The sequence below is a fragment of the Variovorax sp. S12S4 genome (genome assembly GCF_023195515.1).
GTDB lineage: Bacteria > Pseudomonadota > Gammaproteobacteria > Burkholderiales > Burkholderiaceae_C > Variovorax.
This window is the reverse complement of sequence record NZ_JALPKR020000002.1, coordinates 2,530,521-2,548,623: the sequence shown is the minus strand read 5'-3', so window position 1 is coordinate 2,548,623 and position 18,103 is coordinate 2,530,521. Positions and strand designations below refer to the sequence as shown.

Below are 18,103 nucleotides of genomic sequence, written 5' to 3'. Positions count from 1 at the left end.
ACATCAGGAGACACGCATGGCAGACAGCAAGAAGACCAAGATGGCCGGCGAGCCGTTCCGCCCCCAGTTTCCGGTGCGCAGCCTGGCCGATATCCGCAGGCTCGAGGAAACTCCGCTCGAGGAGGCGCTGACGGTGCGCAGCACCTACGAGATCTTTCGCAACGCGGGCGCGGCCTTCGGCGGCAAGACCGCGCTCACCTTTCTTCGCACCGGCAACCCGGCCGACGAGCCGATCCGCTGGTCGTACGCCGACTTGCTCGCGGGCATCCACCAGACCGCGAACATGCTGCATGCGCTGGGGATGGGCCCCGAGGACGCGGTGGCGGTGCTGCTGCCGGGCTGCCTCGAGTACCACCTTGCCCTGTGGGGCGGAGAAGCGGCGGGCATCGTGCAGCCGCTCAACCCGCTGCTCACCGACGAGAAGCTGGTGGCGCTGATGACTGCCGGCCGCGCCAAGGTGCTGATTGCCTACGGCTCGGACAGCGAATCGGGCATGTGGTCGAAGGCCATGCGACTGCGCAGCCAGGTGCCGACACTCACCACCGTGCTGCGCGTGGCGCCGCACGACGAGGCGCCGGGCGCCGCGGGCGCATTGCCCGACGGCGTCGCCGATTTCGACGCGCTGCGCGCCGCGCAGCCTTCAGACCACCTCGTGAGCAGCCGAGACATCGCACCCACCGACATCGCCGCCTACTTTCATACCGGCGGCACCACCGGCGCGCCCAAGCTCGCGCGCCACAGCCACGGCGCGCAGGTGTTCACCGCCTGGGCCAGCGTGCAGGTCGCGGGCATGAACGAGCAAGGCATCTCGATCAACGGCTATCCGCTGTTCCACGTGGCGGGCGTGCTGCCGGCTTCGCTGGCGTCGCTCTCGGCCGGGGTGGAGGTGATCATTCCGACCACCTCGCTGCTGCGCAACAGGGAGGTGCTCGCCAACTACTGGAAGCTGGTCGAGAAGTACCGGCCGACCTCGCTCTCGGCCGTGCCCACGGTGCTAGCCGCATTGGCGAATGTGCCGCTGGACGGCGCCGACATTTCATCGATCGGCTACTGCCGCACGGGCGCCGCCGTGCTCTCGCCGGAGCTGGCCGCGCGCTTCGAGCGGCTGTTCGGGCTGCATGTGCACGAGAGCCTGGGCATGACCGAAATGGCCGGGATCTCCACCATCACGCCGCCCGGCGTCGACGGGCCGGCGGGCTGCGTCGGCTTTCCGCTGCCGTATATGCAGATGCGCATCGTGGCGCTCGACGAAAGCGGCAACGCCAGCGACCGCGACCTGCCGCCGGGCGAGCAGGGCATGGTGCTGTTCAAGTCGCCCAACCTGTTCTCTGGCTTTGTCGATCCGGCGGACAACGCGAAGGCCTTCACGGCCGACGGCTGGCTTGCGACCGGCGACCTGGGCTGGATCGATGGCGAAGGGCGGCTCAACCTGAGCGGCCGCTCGAAGGACCTGATCATCCGCAGCGGCCACAACATCGACCCCAAGGTGATCGAGGACGCGCTGGGCGCGCATCCGGCGGTGCAGCTGTGCGCGGCGGTGGGTGCGCCCGATGCGTATGCGGGCGAACTGCCGGTGGTGTTCGCAACGCTGGTGCCGGGCGCATCGGCAACGGAAGATGAACTGCTGGCCTTCACCGCCGCGCGCGTCGACGAGGCACCGGCCAAGCCCAAATCGGTGATCGTCATCGAGAACATGCCGATGACCAACGTCGGCAAGATCTACAAACCCGAGCTGCGCGCCATGGCGGCGAGCCGCGTGGTGGCGGCCGCGGTGGCGCAGATCTGCAACGAGCTCGGCGTGACGGAAGCCGCCCGGCCGAGCGTGCGCAATGAGGGCGAAAGCCTGGTGGAGGTGCGCATCGAAGCAGCCGCCGCGGGCACGCTCGCGGCGCCGCTGCTGCAGCGGATCGAAGCGGCGCTGGCGCCCTTGCCTTTCAAGACCCGGGTGCTTACCGGCTAGCCGGCACGATGTGGCTGGCGGCAAGCGCATAAAAAACAAATCAACCATCGGAGACATCGAGAATATGAACAACGCCACATTCACCACCACCCGCCGAGCCCTGCACGGCCTTGCCATTGCATCGCTCGCGCTCACGGCCACCACCGCCGGCTGGGCGCAGACCTATCCGGCCAAGCCGATCCGCATGGTGGTGCCCTTTGCCCCGGGCGGCGCCACCGACGTGCTGGCGCGCATCATCGGCGAGAAGATGGCCGCCGGGCTGGGCCAGCCGGTCATCATCGACAACAAGCCCGGCGCCGCCGGCATCATCGGCACCGATGCCGTGGCCAAGGCACCGCCCGATGGCTACACCCTGGTGCTGGCGCTGAGCAATTCGCTGCTGACCAACCAGTTCCTTTATCAGAAGCTGCCCTACGACACGCAGCGCGACCTCACGCTGGTCTACCAGATTGCCACGGCTCCGCTGGTGCTGGTGGTGCACCCCAGCGTGCCGGTGAAGAACGGGCCGGAGCTCCTGAAGTACGTGGCCGCCAACAAGGGCAAGGTGGCCTACGGCTCGTACGGCGTGGGCGCGTATCCGCACCTGGCCGGCGCGCACATGAGCCTTACGCAGAAGGCCGAGATGAACCACGTGGCCTACAAGGGCGAGGCGCCGATGCTGCAAGACCTGATCGGCGGCCAGATCCAGATGGCCTTTGCCAGCGCACTGGTGGCCAAGCCGCACATCGAGGCCGGCAAGCTCAAGGCCGTTGGCGTGAGCGGCGAGCGCCGGATGGCCACGCTGCCCGACGTGCCGACGCTGGCCGAGCAGGGCCTGGACGACGAGGCCTACCGCGTGGCCGGCTGGCTCGCCATTGCCATGCCGGCCGGCACGCCCAAGCCGATCATGCAGCGCATTGCCGAGGAAGTGGGCAAGGCCACGCGCCAGCCCGATGTGCAGGCCCGTGTGGCAGCCATGGGCTTCGACCTGAAGGAGAGCTCGCCCGAGGCGTTTACCGCCGTGTACAAGAAGGAAAGCCCGATCTGGGAGCGCCTGATCAAGGATTCGGGCGCCAAGCTCGAGTAGCCCGTTTCAAGAGGGCCGGAGGGGGCGGAAATGGGGCCGCAGCTTAGGAAAACCCCGATGAACGGATGGACATGGATCGTTACCATCCATAGCTGCTTTCCCCCTCCCTCTCGATGACCACTCCCAACGAGTCCGGCCCCTTGCTGGACGCCGCCAGCCCCCTTCCCCCAGACATCGAAGCTGCCGACGAGCCCACCAAGGTGCCGCTCGCCATCGAGGACTGGCTCACCGTCATCATCATGGGCGCGCTGGCGCTGATCACCTTTGCCAACGTGCTGGTGCGCTACTTCACCGACTCCTCGTTCGCATGGACCGAAGAGTTCTCGGTTTTCCTGATGATCATGCTGGCGCTGGTGGCCGGCTCGGCCGCCGTGGCGCGCGACCGGCACATCCGCATCGAATACTTCTCGGAGAGCGGCTCGATGGCGCGGCGCAAACGCCTGGCGCAGTTCGGCGCGCTGATGATCGCCATTCTGTTCACGCTGATCGGCGCGCTCAGCATCCGCATGGTGTGGGACGACTACCGCTTCGACGAGACCACGCCCGGCATCGGGCTGCCGGCCTGGTGGTATTCGATGTGGCTGCCGATCGTGTCCTTTGCCATCGCGCTGCGCGCCGTGGGCCTGATGATCCGCCGCGGCCGCAAGGAGTACACCGACGAGCAAAGCAGGAACGACAAAGGCGACGCATCGTGATCGCCACCCTGCTCTTCGTCGCCTTCGTCGCGATGATGCTGGTGGGCGTGCCCATTGGCGCCGCACTCGGCCTGGCCGGTGCCGCCTGTATTGCGCTGGCCAACAGCGACGCGCAGTGGTTCGGCTTGCTGGCCGTGCCGCAGAATTTCTATGCCGGCCTGGGCAAGTACCCGCTGCTGGCTATTCCGATGTTCGTGCTGGTCGGCTCCATCTTCGATCGCTCGGGCGTGGCGCTGCGGCTGGTGAACTTTGCGGTCGCCATCGTCGGCCGCGGCCCCGGCATGCTGCCGCTGGTGGCCATTGCGGTGGCCATGTTCCTCGGCGGCATCTCCGGCTCCGGCCCGGCCAATGCCGCCGCCGTGGGCGCGGTGATGATCGCGGCCATGTCGCGCGCGGGCTACCCGGCCGCCTTCTCGGCCAGCGTGGTGGGCGCCGCGGCGGCCACCGACATCCTGATTCCGCCTTCGGTCGCGTTCATCGTGTATTCGGTGCTGGTGCCGGGTGCCTCGGTGCCGGCGCTGTTCGCCGCAGGCATGATCCCGGGCGTGATGGCCGGCCTGGCGCTGATGATTCCGGCGGTGCTGCTGGCCCGCCAGCACAAGATGGGCGCGCTCGAATCGACGTTGCCGCGCCCCCCGTTCTGGAAGAGTTTTCGCGAAGCGATCTGGGGCCTAGCGGCGCCGGTGCTCATTTTGGGCGGCATGCGCGCGGGCTGGTTCACACCGACCGAAGCAGCGGTGGTGGCGGTGTTCTACGGCCTGTTCGTGGGCATGTGCGTGCACCGGACGATCAAGGTGCGCGACCTGTTCGTGATCTTGCGCGAGTCGGGCGAGCTCTCGGCGGTGATCCTGCTGGTGGTATCGCTCGCGGGCATCTTCGCGTACTCGCTCTCGACGCTGGGCATCATCGACCCCGTAACGCGCGCCATCGTGAATTCGGGCCTGGGCGAATATGGCATCCTGGCGTTGCTGATCCTGCTCTTGATCACGGTCGGCATGTTCCTGGACGGCGTGTCGATCTTCCTGATCTTCGTGCCGTTGTTGCTGCCGATCGTGCAGTACTACAAGTGGGACCCGGTGTGGTTCGGCGTCATCCTCACGCTCAAGGTGGCATTAGGGCAGTTCACGCCGCCGCTCGCGGTCAACCTGATGGTGTCATGCCGTATTGCCAAGGTGCGCATGGAAGAAACCGTTCGGTGGGTGGGCTGGATGCTGTTCTCGATGTTCCTGGTGATGGTGCTGGTGATCGCGTTTCCTGAGCTCGCGCTTTGGCTGCCGCGGAAGCTGGGGTATTGAGATGGGACTCTGCTTCTCTTTGCTTCGTGATGTTCGGTTAGGGCCTTGTTCGGGGTGCGCACCCGCCGACGGGGTACCTTGCTCCGCGAATGTCCCCCGGCCTGCGGCCTCCTCCTTTATTTCGCTGCGCAAGGCACCCCATCGACGTGCGCGTGATCCAGAGCAGTCGTTGATCAGCCGTACACCCAGAGCGTGCCCAGGTGCACAGGGCATCGGGTGCTCCACGCAGCGAAATAAAGGAGGAGGGGCGCAGCCCCGGGGACATTCGCGGAGGGGAGTACCCGGTGGCCTTTGCACAAGCCCTGAACAGCAGCCCCGCAACACCCAACCGTTCCCGAAAAAATCCCCTGCTTAGTTGTGTTCAGAAAACAAGGAGACCTCTCATGAAATTCCGCCGCGCCCTCTTGGGCCTTGCCGCCGTCGCCACAGCCCTGGGCATGTTCTCGACCGGCGCCATGGCGCAGGCCGCCTACAAGCCCGAATACAAGATGTCGCTCGTGCTGGGCCCGCCCACACCGTGGGGCCAGGCCGGGAAGATCTGGGCCGACCTCGTGAAAGAGCGTACCCAAGGCCGCATCAACATCAAGCTGTACCCCGGCGTCTCGCTCATCCAGGGTGACCAGACCCGCGAGTTCAGCGCGCTGCGCCAGGGCGTCATCGACATGGCCGTGGGCTCGACCATCAACTGGTCGCCGCAAGTGAAGCAGCTCAACCTCTTCTCCATGCCCTTCCTGATGCCCGACTACGCGGCCATCGACGCGCTCACGCAGGGCGAGGTTGGCAAGGACATGTTCAAGACCCTCGACAAGGCCGGTGTGGTGCCCCTTGCCTGGGGTGAGAACGGCTACCGCGAAATCACCAACTCCAAGAAGCCGATCAAGTCGCCCGAAGACTTGAAGGGCATGAAGATTCGCGTCGTCGGCTCGCCGATTTATTCCGACATGTTCACCGCGCTGGGCGCCAACCCCACGCAGATGAGCTGGGCCGATGCCCAGCCCGCGCTCGCCAGCGGCGCGGTCGACGGGCAGGAGAACCCGCTCTTCCTGTTCACCGTGCTCAAGATGCAGAACGTGGGCCAGAAGTTTGTCACCGCCTGGGGCTATGTTGCCGATCCGCTGGTCTTCGTGGTCAACAAGGAAATCTGGGCTTCGTGGACGCCGGCGGACCAGGCCATCGTGCGCCAGGCCGCCATCGATGCGGGCCAGCAAGAGATTGCCATTGCACGCAAGGGCTTGGTCGAAGCCGACAAGCCGGTGCTGAAGGACATTGCCGGCATGGGCGTGACCGTGACCCAGCTCTCGCCCGCCGAGCGCGAAGCATTCGTGAAGGCCACGCGGCCGGTGTACGAAAAGTGGAAGGGCACCGTGGGTGCCGATCTTGTGGCGAAGGCCGAGAAAGCCATCGCGGCACGCAAGAAGTAACCCGGCAGGAAGACAGTACCGTCTTCAATTCAGGGTGGCGCCGCGACAATGTCGCGATGCACACCCTGATCATCGACACGGACCCCGGCGCGGACGACGTGATCGCGCTGCTGTTCGCCATGGCGGCGCCTGAAGCGCTGAAGCTCCAGGCGCTGACCACGGTGGCCGGCAATGTTCCGCTGGCCAAGACCTCGCGCAACGCGCGCCTCGCCTGCGAATGGGCCGGCCGGCCAGATGTTCCGGTGTATGCCGGCGCGGAGCGCCCGCTGCAGCGCGCGCCAATCTACGCGGCCAACATCCACGGCCGAGAAGGCATCACCGGCGTCGAGGTTCATGAGCCGGCCACGCCGTTGGCTGAAGGGCACGCGGTCGACTACCTCATTCGCACGCTGCGCGCGGCGCCGGAGAAAAGCGTGACGCTTGCCATGCTCGGCCCGCAAACCAACCTTGCGTTGGCGCTCGCGCAAGCCCCCGACATCGTGCGCGGCTTGCGCGAACTGGTGCTCATGGCCGGCGCGCATTTCAACGGCGGCAACATCACGCCGACCGCCGAGTTCAATGTATTTGCCGATCCGCATGCGGCGGAGGCCGTGCTGAAAAGCGGTGTGCCGACGACCATGCTGCCGCTGGACGTGACGCACAAGATTCTCACGAGCGACGAACGCATCGCGCGGCTTCGCGGCATCGGCAACCGGTCCGGCGCCATCGTGGCCGACATCCTGGGCGCCTATGCGCCGCAGGAAATGCGGCACTACGACATGCCCGGCGGGCCGGTGCATGACGCGACCGTGATCGCCTATTTGCTGCAGCCTTCGCTCTTCAGGGGCAGGCTGGTCAACGTCGAGGTCGACAGCCGCGACGGCATGGGTTTCGGCCAGACAGCGGCCGATTGGTACCGCAGCCTGAACCGCCCCGCCAACGCGAACTGGATCGCCGATGGCGATGCGCAGGGCTTTTTCGACCTGCTGACCGAACACATTGCGCGACTACCCTGAGAGAGCCCCGGCCCAATAAAAAGCCACGCTGCGAACAGCGTGGCTTTTTGCTTTGTGTGCGGCAGCGAATCGATCAGTGCTGCAGGATCTTGTTGAGGAAATCCTTGGTGCGCGGCTGGCGGTTTTCCGGGTGGCTGAAGAACTCGTCCTTCGGGCAGTCTTCCAGGATCTTGCCGCCCACGTCGATGAAGATCACGCGGCTGGCCACCTTGCGGGCGAAGGCCATTTCGTGCGTCACCACCATCATGGTCATGCCGTCCCTGGCCAGGCTCACCATCACGTCGAGCACTTCGCCGACCATTTCGGGGTCGAGCGCCGAAGTGGGTTCGTCGAACAGCATCACGATCGGGTCCATGCTGAGCGCGCGGGCAATCGCCACGCGCTGCTGCTGGCCGCCCGAGAGCTGGCCCGGGAACTTGTCCTTGTGCGCCATCAGGCCCACGCGGTCGAGCATCTTCAGGCCGCGGGTCTTGGCTTCTTCGGGGCTGCGGCCGAGCACCTTGATCTGGGCGATCGTGAGATTCTCGGTGACCGACAGGTGCGGGAACAGCTCGAAGTGCTGGAACACCATGCCGACTTTGGAGCGCAGCTTGGGCAGGTTGGTCTTGGGGTCGTGCAGCGGAATGCCGTTGACGGTGATCTCGCCCTTCTGGAAGGGTTCGAGCGCGTTCACGGTCTTGATGAGGGTGGACTTGCCCGAGCCCGAGGGCCCGCACACCACCACCACGTCGCCCTTGGAGATGCTCACCGAACAATCGTTGAGCACCTGCACCGGGCCATACCACTTGGAGACGTTCTTGATTTCAATCATTTTTTCGGACATTTCTTTCTCCGGTTCAGCCACTCAGCGAATGATGGCAATCTTCTTGTGGAGGCGCTTGACGAGCCACGACAAGGCATAGCACATGATGAAGTAAACGACGGCCGCGAGCAGGTAGGCCTCGATCGGGCGGCCGAAGTTCTTGCCCGCGGTCTCGAAGCCCTTGAGCATGTCGTAGGCGCCGATGGCATACACCAGCGAGGTGTCCTGGAACAGGATGATGGTCTGCGTGAGCAGCACCGGCAGCATGTTGCGGAAGGCCTGCGGCAGCACGATCAGGCGCATGTTCTGCCCGTAGGTCATGCCGACCGCCTGGCCCGCATTCACCTGCCCGCGCGGAATCGACTGGATGCCCGCGCGCATGATCTCGCTGAAGTAGGCCGCCTCGAACGCGATGAAGGTGATCACGGCCGAGATTTCCGAGCGGTAGTTCGAGCCGATGGAGCCGAAGGCCGCGTAGAACGAGGCCGGCACCAAGAGGAAGAACCACAGGATCACCATCACCAGCGGAATGCTGCGCATGCCGTTGACGTAGATGGCCGCCGGCGCATCGAGCCACTTCTTGCCCGAGAGCCGCATGAGCGCCAGCACGGTACCGAAGAGCACGCCGCCGATGGTGGCCACGATCGTCAGCATGATGCTGAAGTAGAAGCCCTTGACGACGAAGTTGCTGATGACGTCCCAGTTGTAGAACGACAGGTCGAGATTCATCATGTCAGTGTCCCCCGCCGCCGCTCGCCGAGACAATGAAGCCCGGCACGCGCGTCTTCTTCTCGATGAAGGCCATGATGCGGTTGATCGCAAAGGCCGAGATCACGTAGAGCCCGGTCACCGCAAGGTACACCTCGATGCCGCGCGAGGTTTCTTCCTGCGCCTGCATGGCGAACATCGTGAGTTCGGTCACCGACACGGCAAACGCCACCGACGAGTTCTTGAAGATGTTCATCGTTTCGCTCGTGAGCGGCGGAATGATGATGCGGTAGGCCATCGGCAAGATCACGTAGCGGTAGTACTGCGGCGTGGTAAAGCCCACCGCCATGCCCGCGTAGCGCTGGCCCTTGGGCAGCGCCTGGATGCCCGAGCGCACCTGCTCGGCAATACGCGCCGAGGTAAAGAAGCCCAGCGCCAGCACCACCAGCACGAAGCTCGGCACGCCCTTCATGACCGGAATCAGCGCCGGAATGACGTGGTACCAGAGAAAGATCTGCACCAAGAGCGGAATGTTGCGGAACAGCTCGACCCAGGCATTGCCCAAGCGCACGAGCCAGGGGCTGTTCGGCAAGGTGCGGATGATGCCGATCAGCGAACCCAGCACCAGCGCGACGATGAGCGCCAGCAGGGCCACCGACACGGTCCAGCCCCATGCGGACAGCATCCACTCCCAGTAGGTCGGGTACTTCCCGCCCGGGTCTTGCAAGAAGACCTGCCAATCCCAGTTTGATCCCATCGGGGACTCTCCTTCTTTCAGATTTCCAGACTGCCAGCTTGCAGAGGCCATGCCTGCGCGCCGCATTGCGTTGCCTGCGAAAACAAACGCCCGCCGGGGGCGGCGGGCGTTGCGCGGATGACCTTCGTAGCGATTACTTCTTCGCGGCGTACTCTTCCATCGGCTTGTCGTTCGGATTGGCCCAGGCCGACTTGGTGGCGTCGGACAGGGGCAGGTTCACCGTGACGTTTGCCGGGGGAATCGGCTTCAGGAACCACTTGTCCCAGAGCTTGGCGAGTTCGCCGTTCTTGATCTGCGCCTTGATGCTGTCGTCCACCACCTTCTTGAAGGCGGCGTCGTCCTTGCGGATCATGATGGCGATGGGCTCGACGCTGAGCACTTCGCCCACGATCTTGTATTCGGCAGGCGACTTGGACTTGGCGATGTTCGAGGCCAGGATGGAACCGTCCATCACGAAGGCGTCGGCGCGGCCCGATTCGAGCAGCAGGAAGCTGTCGGAGTGGTCCTTGCCATACAGTTCCTTGAAGTCGATGCCGCCGGCGCGCTCGTTCTTGCGCAGCGTTTGCACCGACGTGGTGCCGGTGGTGGTGGCCACGGTCTTGCCGTTCAGGTCCTTGATGCTGTTGATGCCCGAGTTGGCCTTGACAGCAATGCGCACTTCCTCGACGTAGGTGGTCACGGCAAACGACACGTCCTTCTGGCGCGTGGCGTTGTTGGTGGTGGAGCCGCACTCCAGGTCGACGGTGCCGTTTTGCACCAGGGGCACGCGGTTTTGCGAGGTCACGGGCTGGTACTTGGTTTCAAGCTTGGCCAGGCCGAGGTGCTTCTGGATGTCGCGAATGATGTTGGCGCAGACGTCGTAGTGGAAACCGGTGTACTGGCCGTTGCCCAGCGTGTACGAAAGGCCGGAAGATTCCCGCACGCCTTCGGTGATGGTGCCCGAGGCCTTGATCTTGGCCAGGGTGTCATTGGCCTGTGCAAACGCGCTGCCGGCAGCCACGGCTGCGATTGCCAATGCCAATACTTGCTTTTTCATACGGAAAACTCCTGAGGTGACTGGAAGATACAGATACAACTAAATTTTAGACATTCAGGTCATGGGGAATACCCGGGCCAACCCGGTGCATTCTCGATGACGCTTGCACCGGCGCCGCGCATCGCGGTGCCGTCGTGGTGCAGGGCTACCCATTGGCATTGTCCGACTTTCACTAAGCAGCCTTTGTGCCCGAGGGCTCGGCAGCCGGCGGCACCGGTGCGGACAGGCGAACGGGCTGGGTCAGATTTTCGGGCACGAGCAGCGCGTCCATCTCGGCGCGCGTCATGATGCCCAGCGATTCGGCCACCAGGTCGATGGGCCCGCCGGTGGCCAGCGCGGTCTTGGCGATGAGCGCCGCCTTTTCGTAGCCGATGAGGGGGTTGAGCGCGGTAACCAGCGTGACCGATTCCCGCACTCGCTTGGCCAGGAACTCGCGGTTCGCCTCGATGCCTTCGACGCAGTTCTGCCGCAGCGTGATGCAGGCATTGCTCAGGTGCCGGATGCTCTTGAACAGGCTCCACCCCATGATGGGCTCGAAGGCGTTGAGCTGCAGCTGGCCGGCCTCCGACGCCATGGTGACCGTGATGTCGTTGCCGATGACCTCGAAAGCCACCTGGTTCATGACTTCCGGGATCACCGGGTTGACCTTGCCCGGCATGATCGACGAGCCGGCCTGGCGCGCCGGCAGCCTGATTTCGCCGAAGCCGGCCTGCGGGCCGCTGGACAGCAGCCGCAGGTCGTTGCAGGTCTTGCTGAGCTTGGTGGCCACGCGCTTGAGCACGCCCGAAAGCTGCACGAAGGCGCCGGTGTCCTGCGTGGCTTCGATCAGGTTGGCCGCCTGCTTCAGCGGCACGCCGCTTTGCTCGGCCAGGTACTGGCAGGCCAGGTTGGCATAGCCGTGCGGCGCGTTGATGCCGGTGCCGATGGCCGTGGCGCCGAGGTTGATTTCCTCGATGAGCGCACGCGCCTCGCCAAGCCGGGCCTCGTCTTCCCCGATCATGATGGCGTAGGTCAGGAACTCCTGCCCCAGCGTCATGGGCACGGCGTCCTGCAACTGGGTGCGGCCGATCTTGAGAATGTCCTTGAACTCGAGCGCCTTGGCTTCGAAGCTCTTGCGCAGCGCCGCCATGGATTCGAGCAGCTTGTCGATGGCAAACCACAGCGCCAGCCGCACCGCCGTGGGATAGACGTCGTTGGTGCTCTGCGAGGCGTTGACGTGGTCGTTGGGGTGCAGCACGTCGTACCGGCCTTTTTCATGGCCGAGCTTCTCAAGCGCGAGGTTGCAGATCACCTCGTTGGCGTTCATGTTGGTCGAGGTGCCGGCGCCGCCCTGGATCACGTCGACCACGAATTCGTCGAGCAGCTTGCCTTCGATGAGGTCGTCGCAGGCCAGGATGATGGCGGCGGCGCGGTCGCGGTCGATGGCGCCCAGGTCGGCATTGGCGCGCGTGGCGGCCTTCTTTACCAGCGCCAGGGCGCGCACCAGGTCGGGCATGGCCGACACGCGGGTGCCGGAGATCGCAAAGTTCTCGACCGCACGCGCGGTGTGCACGCCCCAGTAGGCGAGGGCAGGAATCTGCTTTTCGCCGAGGAAGTCGTGTTCGGTCCTGAAATTGGGGCTCATACAGGTTCCTCGGCTAAAAAAAAGCACGCGGGTGGCGCGTGCCGGAAGACTTGCTGTGACAGCGATCTGAAAGCTGCCGCGACTGTAGTGGCGGCCCGCCCGCAACGCCAATGCCGTTTGCGGGGAGCCTCATGCGCGGCATTTATAGATTGTGCAGCGCACAAATTCCAGGCGTCAACCATCTCGGCGCGTCGGCTGGGCGCCGACCAGGTATGACCAGAGCGCATCGGCCGTGCGCTTGGGCTGCAGGCTTTCCAAGCCCGCCGCGGCCTTGGCGGAACGGCCGGCGCCGCTCTTGACGGGGATGGGGGCGCTCGGCCGCTCGCGGTAGGCGCGGATTTCCATCGTCGCCTCCAGGCTGTCGATCTCGGGCGGCAGCGCGCTTACCAGCTTGCGCGCCTTGATTTCCTTGCGAACCGCGCTCTGCGGCAGAAAGGCGATGCCGTGGCCTTCTAGCGCCATGACCTTCAGGCCCTCTGCCATGTCGGTTTCATAGACCCGGTCGAGGTGGATGGCGGTACCCGATTCCTTGAGCAGTTGGTCGACCACCCGCCCCAGGTAGGCGCCGGGCGCGTAGCCCAGGTAGGGCAGCGGCTGGCCGGGCCTTCCGGGCAGGCGGAAGCGCGGTGCGCCCTCGGCATCGGCCTTGACCCAGGGCGCCACGGTTTCCTCGCCCAGGCTGACCATCTCGTACTTGTTGGCGTCCAGCTGCAGCGGCTGCGAGGGGTGGTGATAGGCAATGAGCAGGTCGCAGCTGCCTTCGACCAGCCGCAGCACGGCGTCGTGCACGTTGAGCGCGATGAGCCGGCTCTTGATGGGCCCGAAGTGCTCGCGCAGGCTGGTCACCCAGGAGGGGAAGAAGGTGAAGGCCAGCGTGTGCGGGACGGCAATCTCGATCACGTCCTGCCCCGCCGCCGAATGGCCGCGCAGCATGGCGCGGGTGCTCTGCAGCGATTGCAGCATTTCGATGGCCTGGCTGTAGAGCGTCTGGCCCGCGGGCGTGAGGCGCGTGGGGTAGGAGCTCCGGTCGACCAGGTCGGTGCCGGCCCAGCCCTCCAGCGCCTGGATGCGCCGCGAAAAAGCCGGCTGCGTGACATGCCTCAATTGGGCCGAGCGGCTGAAGCTGCGCGTTTCCGCCAGGCTGATGAAGTCTTCTAGCCACTTTGTTTCCATACGCGGCGATTATGCGAGCGCCGCGCCATACTGGGCGCCCCCTCCTTTTCCCGCACTCGCCATGTCTTTTGCCGACCTGCCCGAACTGACCGCCACCGAACTGTCGCACCTGATCGGGAGCCGAAAGGTGTCCTGCCGCGAGGTGATGCAAGCGTCGCTGGCGCGCATCGAGGCGCTCAACCCGCGCTTCAACGCCATTGTTTCGCTGCGCGAACCCGAAGCCCTGCTGGCCGAAGCCGGTGAGCGCGACGCCGAACTGGCGCGCGGCGAGCGGCGCGGCTGGATGCACGGCTTTCCGCTGGCGGTGAAGGACTTGAGCCACGCAGCCGGCCTGCCGACCTCCATGGGCTCGCCGCTTTCGCCGCGCACCCCAGCGCGCACCGACAGCCTGCACGTAGCGCGCATGCGGGAGTCCGGTGCCGTCGTGATCGGGAAGACCAACACGCCGGAGTTCGGCCTGGGCTCGAACACCTACAACACGGTGTTCGGCATTACCCGCAACGCCTATGCGCCCGACCGCAGCGCCGGCGGCAGCAGCGGCGGCGCCGCGGTGGCGCTGGCCCTGGGCATGCTGCCGGTGGCCGACGGCAGCGACATGATGGGCTCGCTGCGCAACCCGGCCGCCTTCAACAACGTGATCGGCATGCGGCCTTCGCGCGGCCGCGTGCCCGGCGATCCCGAGCAGGAGCTGTTCTTTCAGCAACTGGGCACCGAAGGGCCGATGGCCCGCAACGTGGAAGACACCGCGCGGCTGCTGGCGGTGCAGGCGGGCTTCGACACGCGCGTGCCGCTGTCGTCGCCGCAGGCCCTGCCCGCGCCCGATGCACTGCGGCTCGACGACAACGTGGAGGGCCTGCGCGTGGGCTGGCTCGGCAGCATCTGGCCCGATCTGCCGCTGGCGCCGGGCATCCGCGAACTGGGCGAGCGCGCGCTCGACACCTTTCGCGCCATCGGCTGCGAGGTCGAGCCCTGCACGCTCGATGTGCCGCGCGAGCACAACTGGAGCGCCTGGCTGCGCCTGCGGCAGCTGCTGGTCGGCGGCAAGCTCGGCGCGTACCTGAGCGACCCGAAGCTGTTTGCCCAGCTCAAGCCCGAGGCGCAGTGGGAAATAGAGCAGAGCCGCCACCTGGATGCGGCGTCGCTGTACCAGGCTTCGGTCTATCGCTCGAACGTGTACCGCGCGTTCCTCAGGCTGTTCGAGCGCTTCGACTTCGTGCTGGCACCATCGGCGCAGGTGTTCCCTTTCGACGCCGAGCTGCACTGGCCTGCTGAAGTGGCCGGCGTGCCGAGCGACACGTACCACCGCTGGATGGAAATCGTGACGCCGTTCACCCTGGCCGGGTTGCCGACGCTGAATGTGCGCGCGGGATTCGGCGAGGGCGGGTTGCCGATGGGCCTGCAGCTGGCCGGGCCGATCCATGCGGATCTGGGCGTGCTGCGGCTGGGGAATGTGTATGAGCGGGCGTGCGGATGGGGTGCACACCGCCCTTCAGTCTTGGCTTGACTCCCTCCCCCTCTTGGGGAGGGCTGGGGTGGGGGCAAGCGGCGCATCCACTGGGCGCCCTGCCCGCCCCCATCCCAACCTTCCCCCAGAGGGGAAGGGGCAAGGCATCAGACCGGGGTCAATACTCCGCGTCCTGCAAAGTGCCCTTCGGCATTCGCAAGGAAATGGTCGACCGACTTCTGTGTCGCTTCCGGCGACCAGCCCGCCATGTGCGGCGTGAGCAGCACATTGTCCAGGCCCACCAGCGGCTCGGGCCGCTTGGGTTCGCTTTCGTACACATCGAGCCCTGCACCCGCAATGCGGTTCTCGCGCAGCGCCGCGGCCAGCGCCTCGGTATCGACCACGCTGCCGCGGCCGATGCTGACCAGGAAGCCCTGCGGCCCGAGCGCGTCGAGCACCTCGGCATTCACCAGGTGGCGCGTGGCCGGCCCGCCGGGCGCGGCGAGCACCAGGAAGTCGGCCCACGTGGCGAGAGACTTCAGGTCGTCGAAGTAGCGCTGCGTTGCGCCTTCGCGCGGCTTGCGGTTGTGATAGCCCACTTCCATGTCGAACGCGGCCGCGCGCTTGGAGATCTTCTGGCCGATGGTGCCCAGCCCAAGGATGCCGAGCTTCTTGCCCGACACGTTCGGCGGCTGCGGAATGGCCTCGCGCCACACGCCCTCGCGGCACAGCCGGTCGAGCTGGCGAAACCCGCGAACGATGCTGATCAGCAGGCCGAAGGCATGGTCGGCCACGCAGTCGTCATTGGTGCCCGCGCCGTTGGCTGTGACGATGCCGCGCGCCCGGGTCACGTCGAGCGGCACGCCTTCGTAGCCTGCGCCCATGCAGCAGACGAGTTCAAGTGCCGGCATGGCCGCAATTTCTTCGGGCGTGATGCCGATGACGCCGATGGTCAGCACCGCGCGAAACTTCTTGCCGTGCTCGGCAACAGCCGCGGCGCGTGCGGCGGGGTCGAAGGCGTAGGTCACGTCGTAGATTTCGGCAATCTGGGCCTGGTGGGCACTCGAGAGGCTGTTGAGCACCAGCAGGGGAATCTTGGTCGGCACGTCTGAACTCCTAATCGGTATCAAAAAAAGTGAACTCGCAATTTCTTTCAGTGGAACACCGCGGAACCGGCTTTGCCGGGCCGCTGGTGTTGCCCCCGGTAGGGGGTGGGAGAAGCGACACGAAGTGCGCGGAGCCTGGGGGCGAGCCTATAACAGAGGCGCTGCTTCGCTCTTCTGCAAAGCCCACATCTGCGCATAGCGGCCCTGCCTGGCCAGCAACTCGGCATGCGTGCCGCGCTCGACGATCACGCCCGCTTCGAGCACCAGGATCTCGTGCGCATCGACCACCGTCGACAGGCGGTGCGCAATGACCAGCGTGGTCTTGTCCTGCGCCGCGCTCTTGAGCTCGGACTGGATGGCGCGCTCGTTGGCTGAATCGAGCGCCGAGGTGGCCTCGTCGAAGATCACGATGGGCGGGTTCTTGAGCAGCGTGCGCGCAATGGCCACGCGCTGCTTTTCTCCGCCCGAAAGCTTGAGGCCGCGCTCGCCGACCGTGGTTTCGTAGCCCAGAGGTGTGGCCGAGATGAAGTCGTGGATGCGCGCCGCGCGCGCCGCGGCTTCCACCTCTTCGCGGGTTGCGCCCGGCCGACCGTAGGCAATGTTGTATTCGACCGTGTCGTTGAACAGCACCGTGTCCTGCGGCACGATGCCGATGGCGCGGCGCACGCTCGATTGCTGCACCTCGCGGATGTCTTGCCCGCCGATGGTGATGCGGCCCTGCTGCACGTCGTAGAAGCGGTAGAGAAGGCGTGCGAGGGTTGACTTGCCGGAGCCCGAGGGGCCGACCACGGCCACGGTCTTGCCGGCCGGGATCTCGAAGCTCACGTGCTTCAGGATGGGGCGCGCAGGTTCGTAGGCGAAGCTGACGTCTTCGAAGCGGATGGTGGAGTCGACGCCCGCGAGCGGTTGCGCGCCGGGCGCGTCGCGCACCTCGCGCTCTTTTTCCATCAGCACGAACATCTTGTCGAGGTCGGTCAGGCTCTGCTTGATCTCGCGGTAGATCACGCCCAGGAAATTGAGCGGAATGTAGAGCTGGATCATGAAGGCGTTGACCATCACGAGGTCGCCCAGCGTCATGCGCCCTTCGACCACGCCCGAGGTGGCGCGCCACAGCATCAGCACCAAGCTCACGGCGATGATCATCTGCTGCCCGATGTTGAGCATGCTCAGCGTGCGCTGGCTCTTGATGGCGGCCTTGCGGTAGCGGTCCAGGCTGGCGTCGTAGCGCTTCGCCTCGAACTCCTCGTTGTTGAAATACTTGACGGTTTCGTAGTTCAGCAGCGAATCGACCGCGCGGCTCTGGGCCATGGAGTCGAGCTCGTTCATGGTCTTGCGGAACTGGGTGCGCCACTCGGTCACGGTGACCGTGAACGTGATGTACAGCACCAGCGCCGCGGCCGTGATCCAGACGAAGAGCGAGTCGAACTTCACGCCCAGGATGGTGAGCACCAGGACCAGCTCGATGATGGTCGGCACGATGCTGTAGAGCGACATCGAGATGAGCGAGTGCACCCCGCGCGTGCCGCGCTCGATGTCGCGCGTCATGCCGCCGGTCTGGCGCTCCAGGTGGAAGCGCAGGCTCAGCGAATGCAGGTGACCGAACACCTCCAGCGCAATCTGCCGGGCTGTGCCTTCGGTGGCCTTGGCGAAGATGAGCTCGCGCAGCTCGCCGAAGAGCGCGGTCGAGAACCGCAGCAGCCCGTAGGCCAGCAAAAGCCCGATGGGCACGATCAGGAGCGCCTGCGCCATGTCGGGCTTGGGCGTCATTGTGTCGATGAGGTTCTTGAGCAGCACCGGCACGCCGACGTTGGCCACCTTGGCCCCCACCATGAAGGCAAGCGCAGCGATCACCCGCCACTTGTACCGCCAGAGGTAGGGAAAAAGCCGGCGCAGCGTGGCCCAGTCGGAGCGGTCGCTGCGCGCCGGGGGGTGCCCGGCGACGGGATGGGACGATGGAGGTAGGGCTTCGCCGCTGCGGCGCATGAGGGACAATCGTGGTTGCTTGTTCTGCCTCAGATTGT

At 65.6% G+C, this 18,103-nt stretch carries 15 protein-coding genes; 7 read left to right on the top strand and 8 right to left on the bottom strand.

Features of this window, described 5'->3' with window-relative positions:
* The first annotated feature begins 16 nt into the window (after positions 1-16).
* The 6 genes from M0765_RS12455 (at position 17) to M0765_RS12430 (ending at position 7,432) form a co-directional block, all read left to right on the top strand.
* Positions 17-1,960, top strand: coding sequence for an acyl-CoA synthetase (locus M0765_RS12455; RefSeq protein ID WP_258503948.1), 1,944 nt, complete (start codon positions 17-19; stop codon positions 1,958-1,960).
* 64 nt (positions 1,961-2,024) lie between these two features.
* A complete protein-coding gene (locus M0765_RS12450; protein ID WP_258503947.1) occupies positions 2,025-3,026 on the top strand; it encodes a Bug family tripartite tricarboxylate transporter substrate binding protein in 1,002 nt (333 codons plus the stop codon).
* Between the two features lie 113 nt (positions 3,027-3,139).
* Positions 3,140-3,721: a TRAP transporter small permease gene (locus M0765_RS12445; protein WP_258503946.1), complete on the top strand. Its 582-nt coding sequence runs from the start codon at positions 3,140-3,142 to the stop codon at positions 3,719-3,721.
* Positions 3,718-5,016: a TRAP transporter large permease gene (locus M0765_RS12440; protein WP_126747581.1), complete on the top strand. Its 1,299-nt coding sequence runs from the start codon at positions 3,718-3,720 to the stop codon at positions 5,014-5,016. The genes M0765_RS12445 and M0765_RS12440 overlap by 4 nt, the downstream gene beginning before the upstream one ends.
* Positions 5,017-5,399: 383 nt before the next feature.
* The gene (locus tag M0765_RS12435; protein WP_258503945.1) at positions 5,400-6,437 is read left to right on the top strand and encodes a DctP family TRAP transporter solute-binding subunit; all 1,038 of its coding nucleotides are present in this window, start codon (positions 5,400-5,402) and stop codon (positions 6,435-6,437) included.
* A 56-nt stretch (positions 6,438-6,493) separates the two neighbouring features.
* Entirely contained in the window at positions 6,494-7,432 is a 939-nt protein-coding gene (locus M0765_RS12430) for a nucleoside hydrolase (RefSeq protein ID WP_258503944.1), read from the top strand.
* Positions 7,433-7,505: 73 nt separating this feature from the next.
* Here M0765_RS12430 and M0765_RS12425 read toward each other — a convergent pair whose 3' ends face one another.
* The 6 genes from M0765_RS12425 to M0765_RS12400 all read right to left on the bottom strand — a co-directional run bounded on the left by M0765_RS12425 (position 7,506) and on the right by M0765_RS12400 (position 13,532).
* Positions 7,506-8,243 carry an amino acid ABC transporter ATP-binding protein gene (locus tag M0765_RS12425; RefSeq protein WP_258508239.1) on the bottom strand — a complete coding sequence of 246 codons (738 nt, stop codon included), beginning with the start codon at positions 8,241-8,243 and terminating at the stop codon, positions 7,506-7,508.
* Positions 8,244-8,276: 33 nt separating this feature from the next.
* The gene (locus tag M0765_RS12420) at positions 8,277-8,966 is read right to left on the bottom strand and encodes an amino acid ABC transporter permease (protein WP_258503943.1); all 690 of its coding nucleotides are present in this window, start codon (positions 8,964-8,966) and stop codon (positions 8,277-8,279) included.
* Position 8,967: 1 nt separating this feature from the next.
* Positions 8,968-9,699 (bottom strand): amino acid ABC transporter permease, encoded by a 732-nt coding sequence (locus tag M0765_RS12415; RefSeq protein WP_258503942.1) that lies wholly within the window; start codon positions 9,697-9,699, stop codon positions 8,968-8,970.
* A gap of 133 nt (positions 9,700-9,832) precedes the next feature.
* Complete coding sequence (locus tag M0765_RS12410; protein WP_258503941.1) at positions 9,833-10,735, bottom strand: amino acid ABC transporter substrate-binding protein; 903 nt, start codon at positions 10,733-10,735, stop codon at positions 9,833-9,835.
* Between the two features lie 172 nt (positions 10,736-10,907).
* On the bottom strand, positions 10,908-12,359 hold the full coding sequence (locus M0765_RS12405; protein WP_258503940.1) for an aspartate ammonia-lyase: 1,452 nt from the start codon (positions 12,357-12,359) through the stop codon (positions 10,908-10,910).
* Between the two features lie 174 nt (positions 12,360-12,533).
* Positions 12,534-13,532, bottom strand: a complete 999-nt coding sequence (locus tag M0765_RS12400) for a LysR substrate-binding domain-containing protein (RefSeq protein WP_258503939.1) — start codon at positions 13,530-13,532, stop codon at positions 12,534-12,536.
* Between the two features lie 61 nt (positions 13,533-13,593).
* On the opposite strand from M0765_RS12400, the gene M0765_RS12395 reads away from it, so the two are divergent.
* Positions 13,594-15,036 carry an amidase gene (locus M0765_RS12395; RefSeq protein ID WP_258503938.1) on the top strand — a complete coding sequence of 481 codons (1,443 nt, stop codon included), beginning with the start codon at positions 13,594-13,596 and terminating at the stop codon, positions 15,034-15,036.
* Positions 15,037-15,143: 107 nt separating this feature from the next.
* On the opposite strand, the gene M0765_RS12390 is transcribed toward M0765_RS12395, so the two are convergent.
* Together M0765_RS12390 and M0765_RS12385 are read right to left on the bottom strand one after the other, a co-directional pair.
* Positions 15,144-16,082, bottom strand: coding sequence for a 2-hydroxyacid dehydrogenase (locus M0765_RS12390; protein WP_258503937.1), 939 nt, complete (start codon positions 16,080-16,082; stop codon positions 15,144-15,146).
* Positions 16,083-16,229: 147 nt separating this feature from the next.
* Positions 16,230-18,065 carry an ABCB family ABC transporter ATP-binding protein/permease gene (locus M0765_RS12385; protein WP_258508238.1) on the bottom strand — a complete coding sequence of 612 codons (1,836 nt, stop codon included), beginning with the start codon at positions 18,063-18,065 and terminating at the stop codon, positions 16,230-16,232.
* Positions 18,066-18,103 lie beyond the last annotated feature (38 nt).

What these genes read in the sequence shown, in the direction of transcription:
- M0765_RS12405 (WP_258503940.1), bottom strand. Translation starts at nt 12,359, where the DNA reads ATGAGCCCCAATTTCAGGACCGAACACGACTTCCTCGGCGAAAAGCAG.
- M0765_RS12425 (WP_258508239.1), bottom strand. Translation starts at nt 8,243, where the DNA reads ATGATTGAAATCAAGAACGTCTCCAAGTGGTATGGCCCGGTGCAGGTG.
- M0765_RS12420 (WP_258503943.1), bottom strand. Translation starts at nt 8,966, where the DNA reads ATGATGAATCTCGACCTGTCGTTCTACAACTGGGACGTCATCAGCAAC.
- M0765_RS12395 (WP_258503938.1), top strand. Translation starts at nt 13,594, where the DNA reads ATGTCTTTTGCCGACCTGCCCGAACTGACCGCCACCGAACTGTCGCAC.
- M0765_RS12410 (WP_258503941.1), bottom strand. Translation starts at nt 10,735, where the DNA reads ATGAAAAAGCAAGTATTGGCATTGGCAATCGCAGCCGTGGCTGCCGGC.
- M0765_RS12450 (WP_258503947.1), top strand. Translation starts at nt 2,025, where the DNA reads ATGAACAACGCCACATTCACCACCACCCGCCGAGCCCTGCACGGCCTT.
- M0765_RS12435 (WP_258503945.1), top strand. Translation starts at nt 5,400, where the DNA reads ATGAAATTCCGCCGCGCCCTCTTGGGCCTTGCCGCCGTCGCCACAGCC.
- M0765_RS12430 (WP_258503944.1), top strand. Translation starts at nt 6,494, where the DNA reads ATGCACACCCTGATCATCGACACGGACCCCGGCGCGGACGACGTGATC.
- M0765_RS12455 (WP_258503948.1), top strand. Translation starts at nt 17, where the DNA reads ATGGCAGACAGCAAGAAGACCAAGATGGCCGGCGAGCCGTTCCGCCCC.
- M0765_RS12415 (WP_258503942.1), bottom strand. Translation starts at nt 9,699, where the DNA reads ATGGGATCAAACTGGGATTGGCAGGTCTTCTTGCAAGACCCGGGCGGG.
- M0765_RS12385 (WP_258508238.1), bottom strand. Translation starts at nt 18,065, where the DNA reads ATGCGCCGCAGCGGCGAAGCCCTACCTCCATCGTCCCATCCCGTCGCC.
- M0765_RS12400 (WP_258503939.1), bottom strand. Translation starts at nt 13,532, where the DNA reads ATGGAAACAAAGTGGCTAGAAGACTTCATCAGCCTGGCGGAAACGCGC.
- M0765_RS12445 (WP_258503946.1), top strand. Translation starts at nt 3,140, where the DNA reads ATGACCACTCCCAACGAGTCCGGCCCCTTGCTGGACGCCGCCAGCCCC.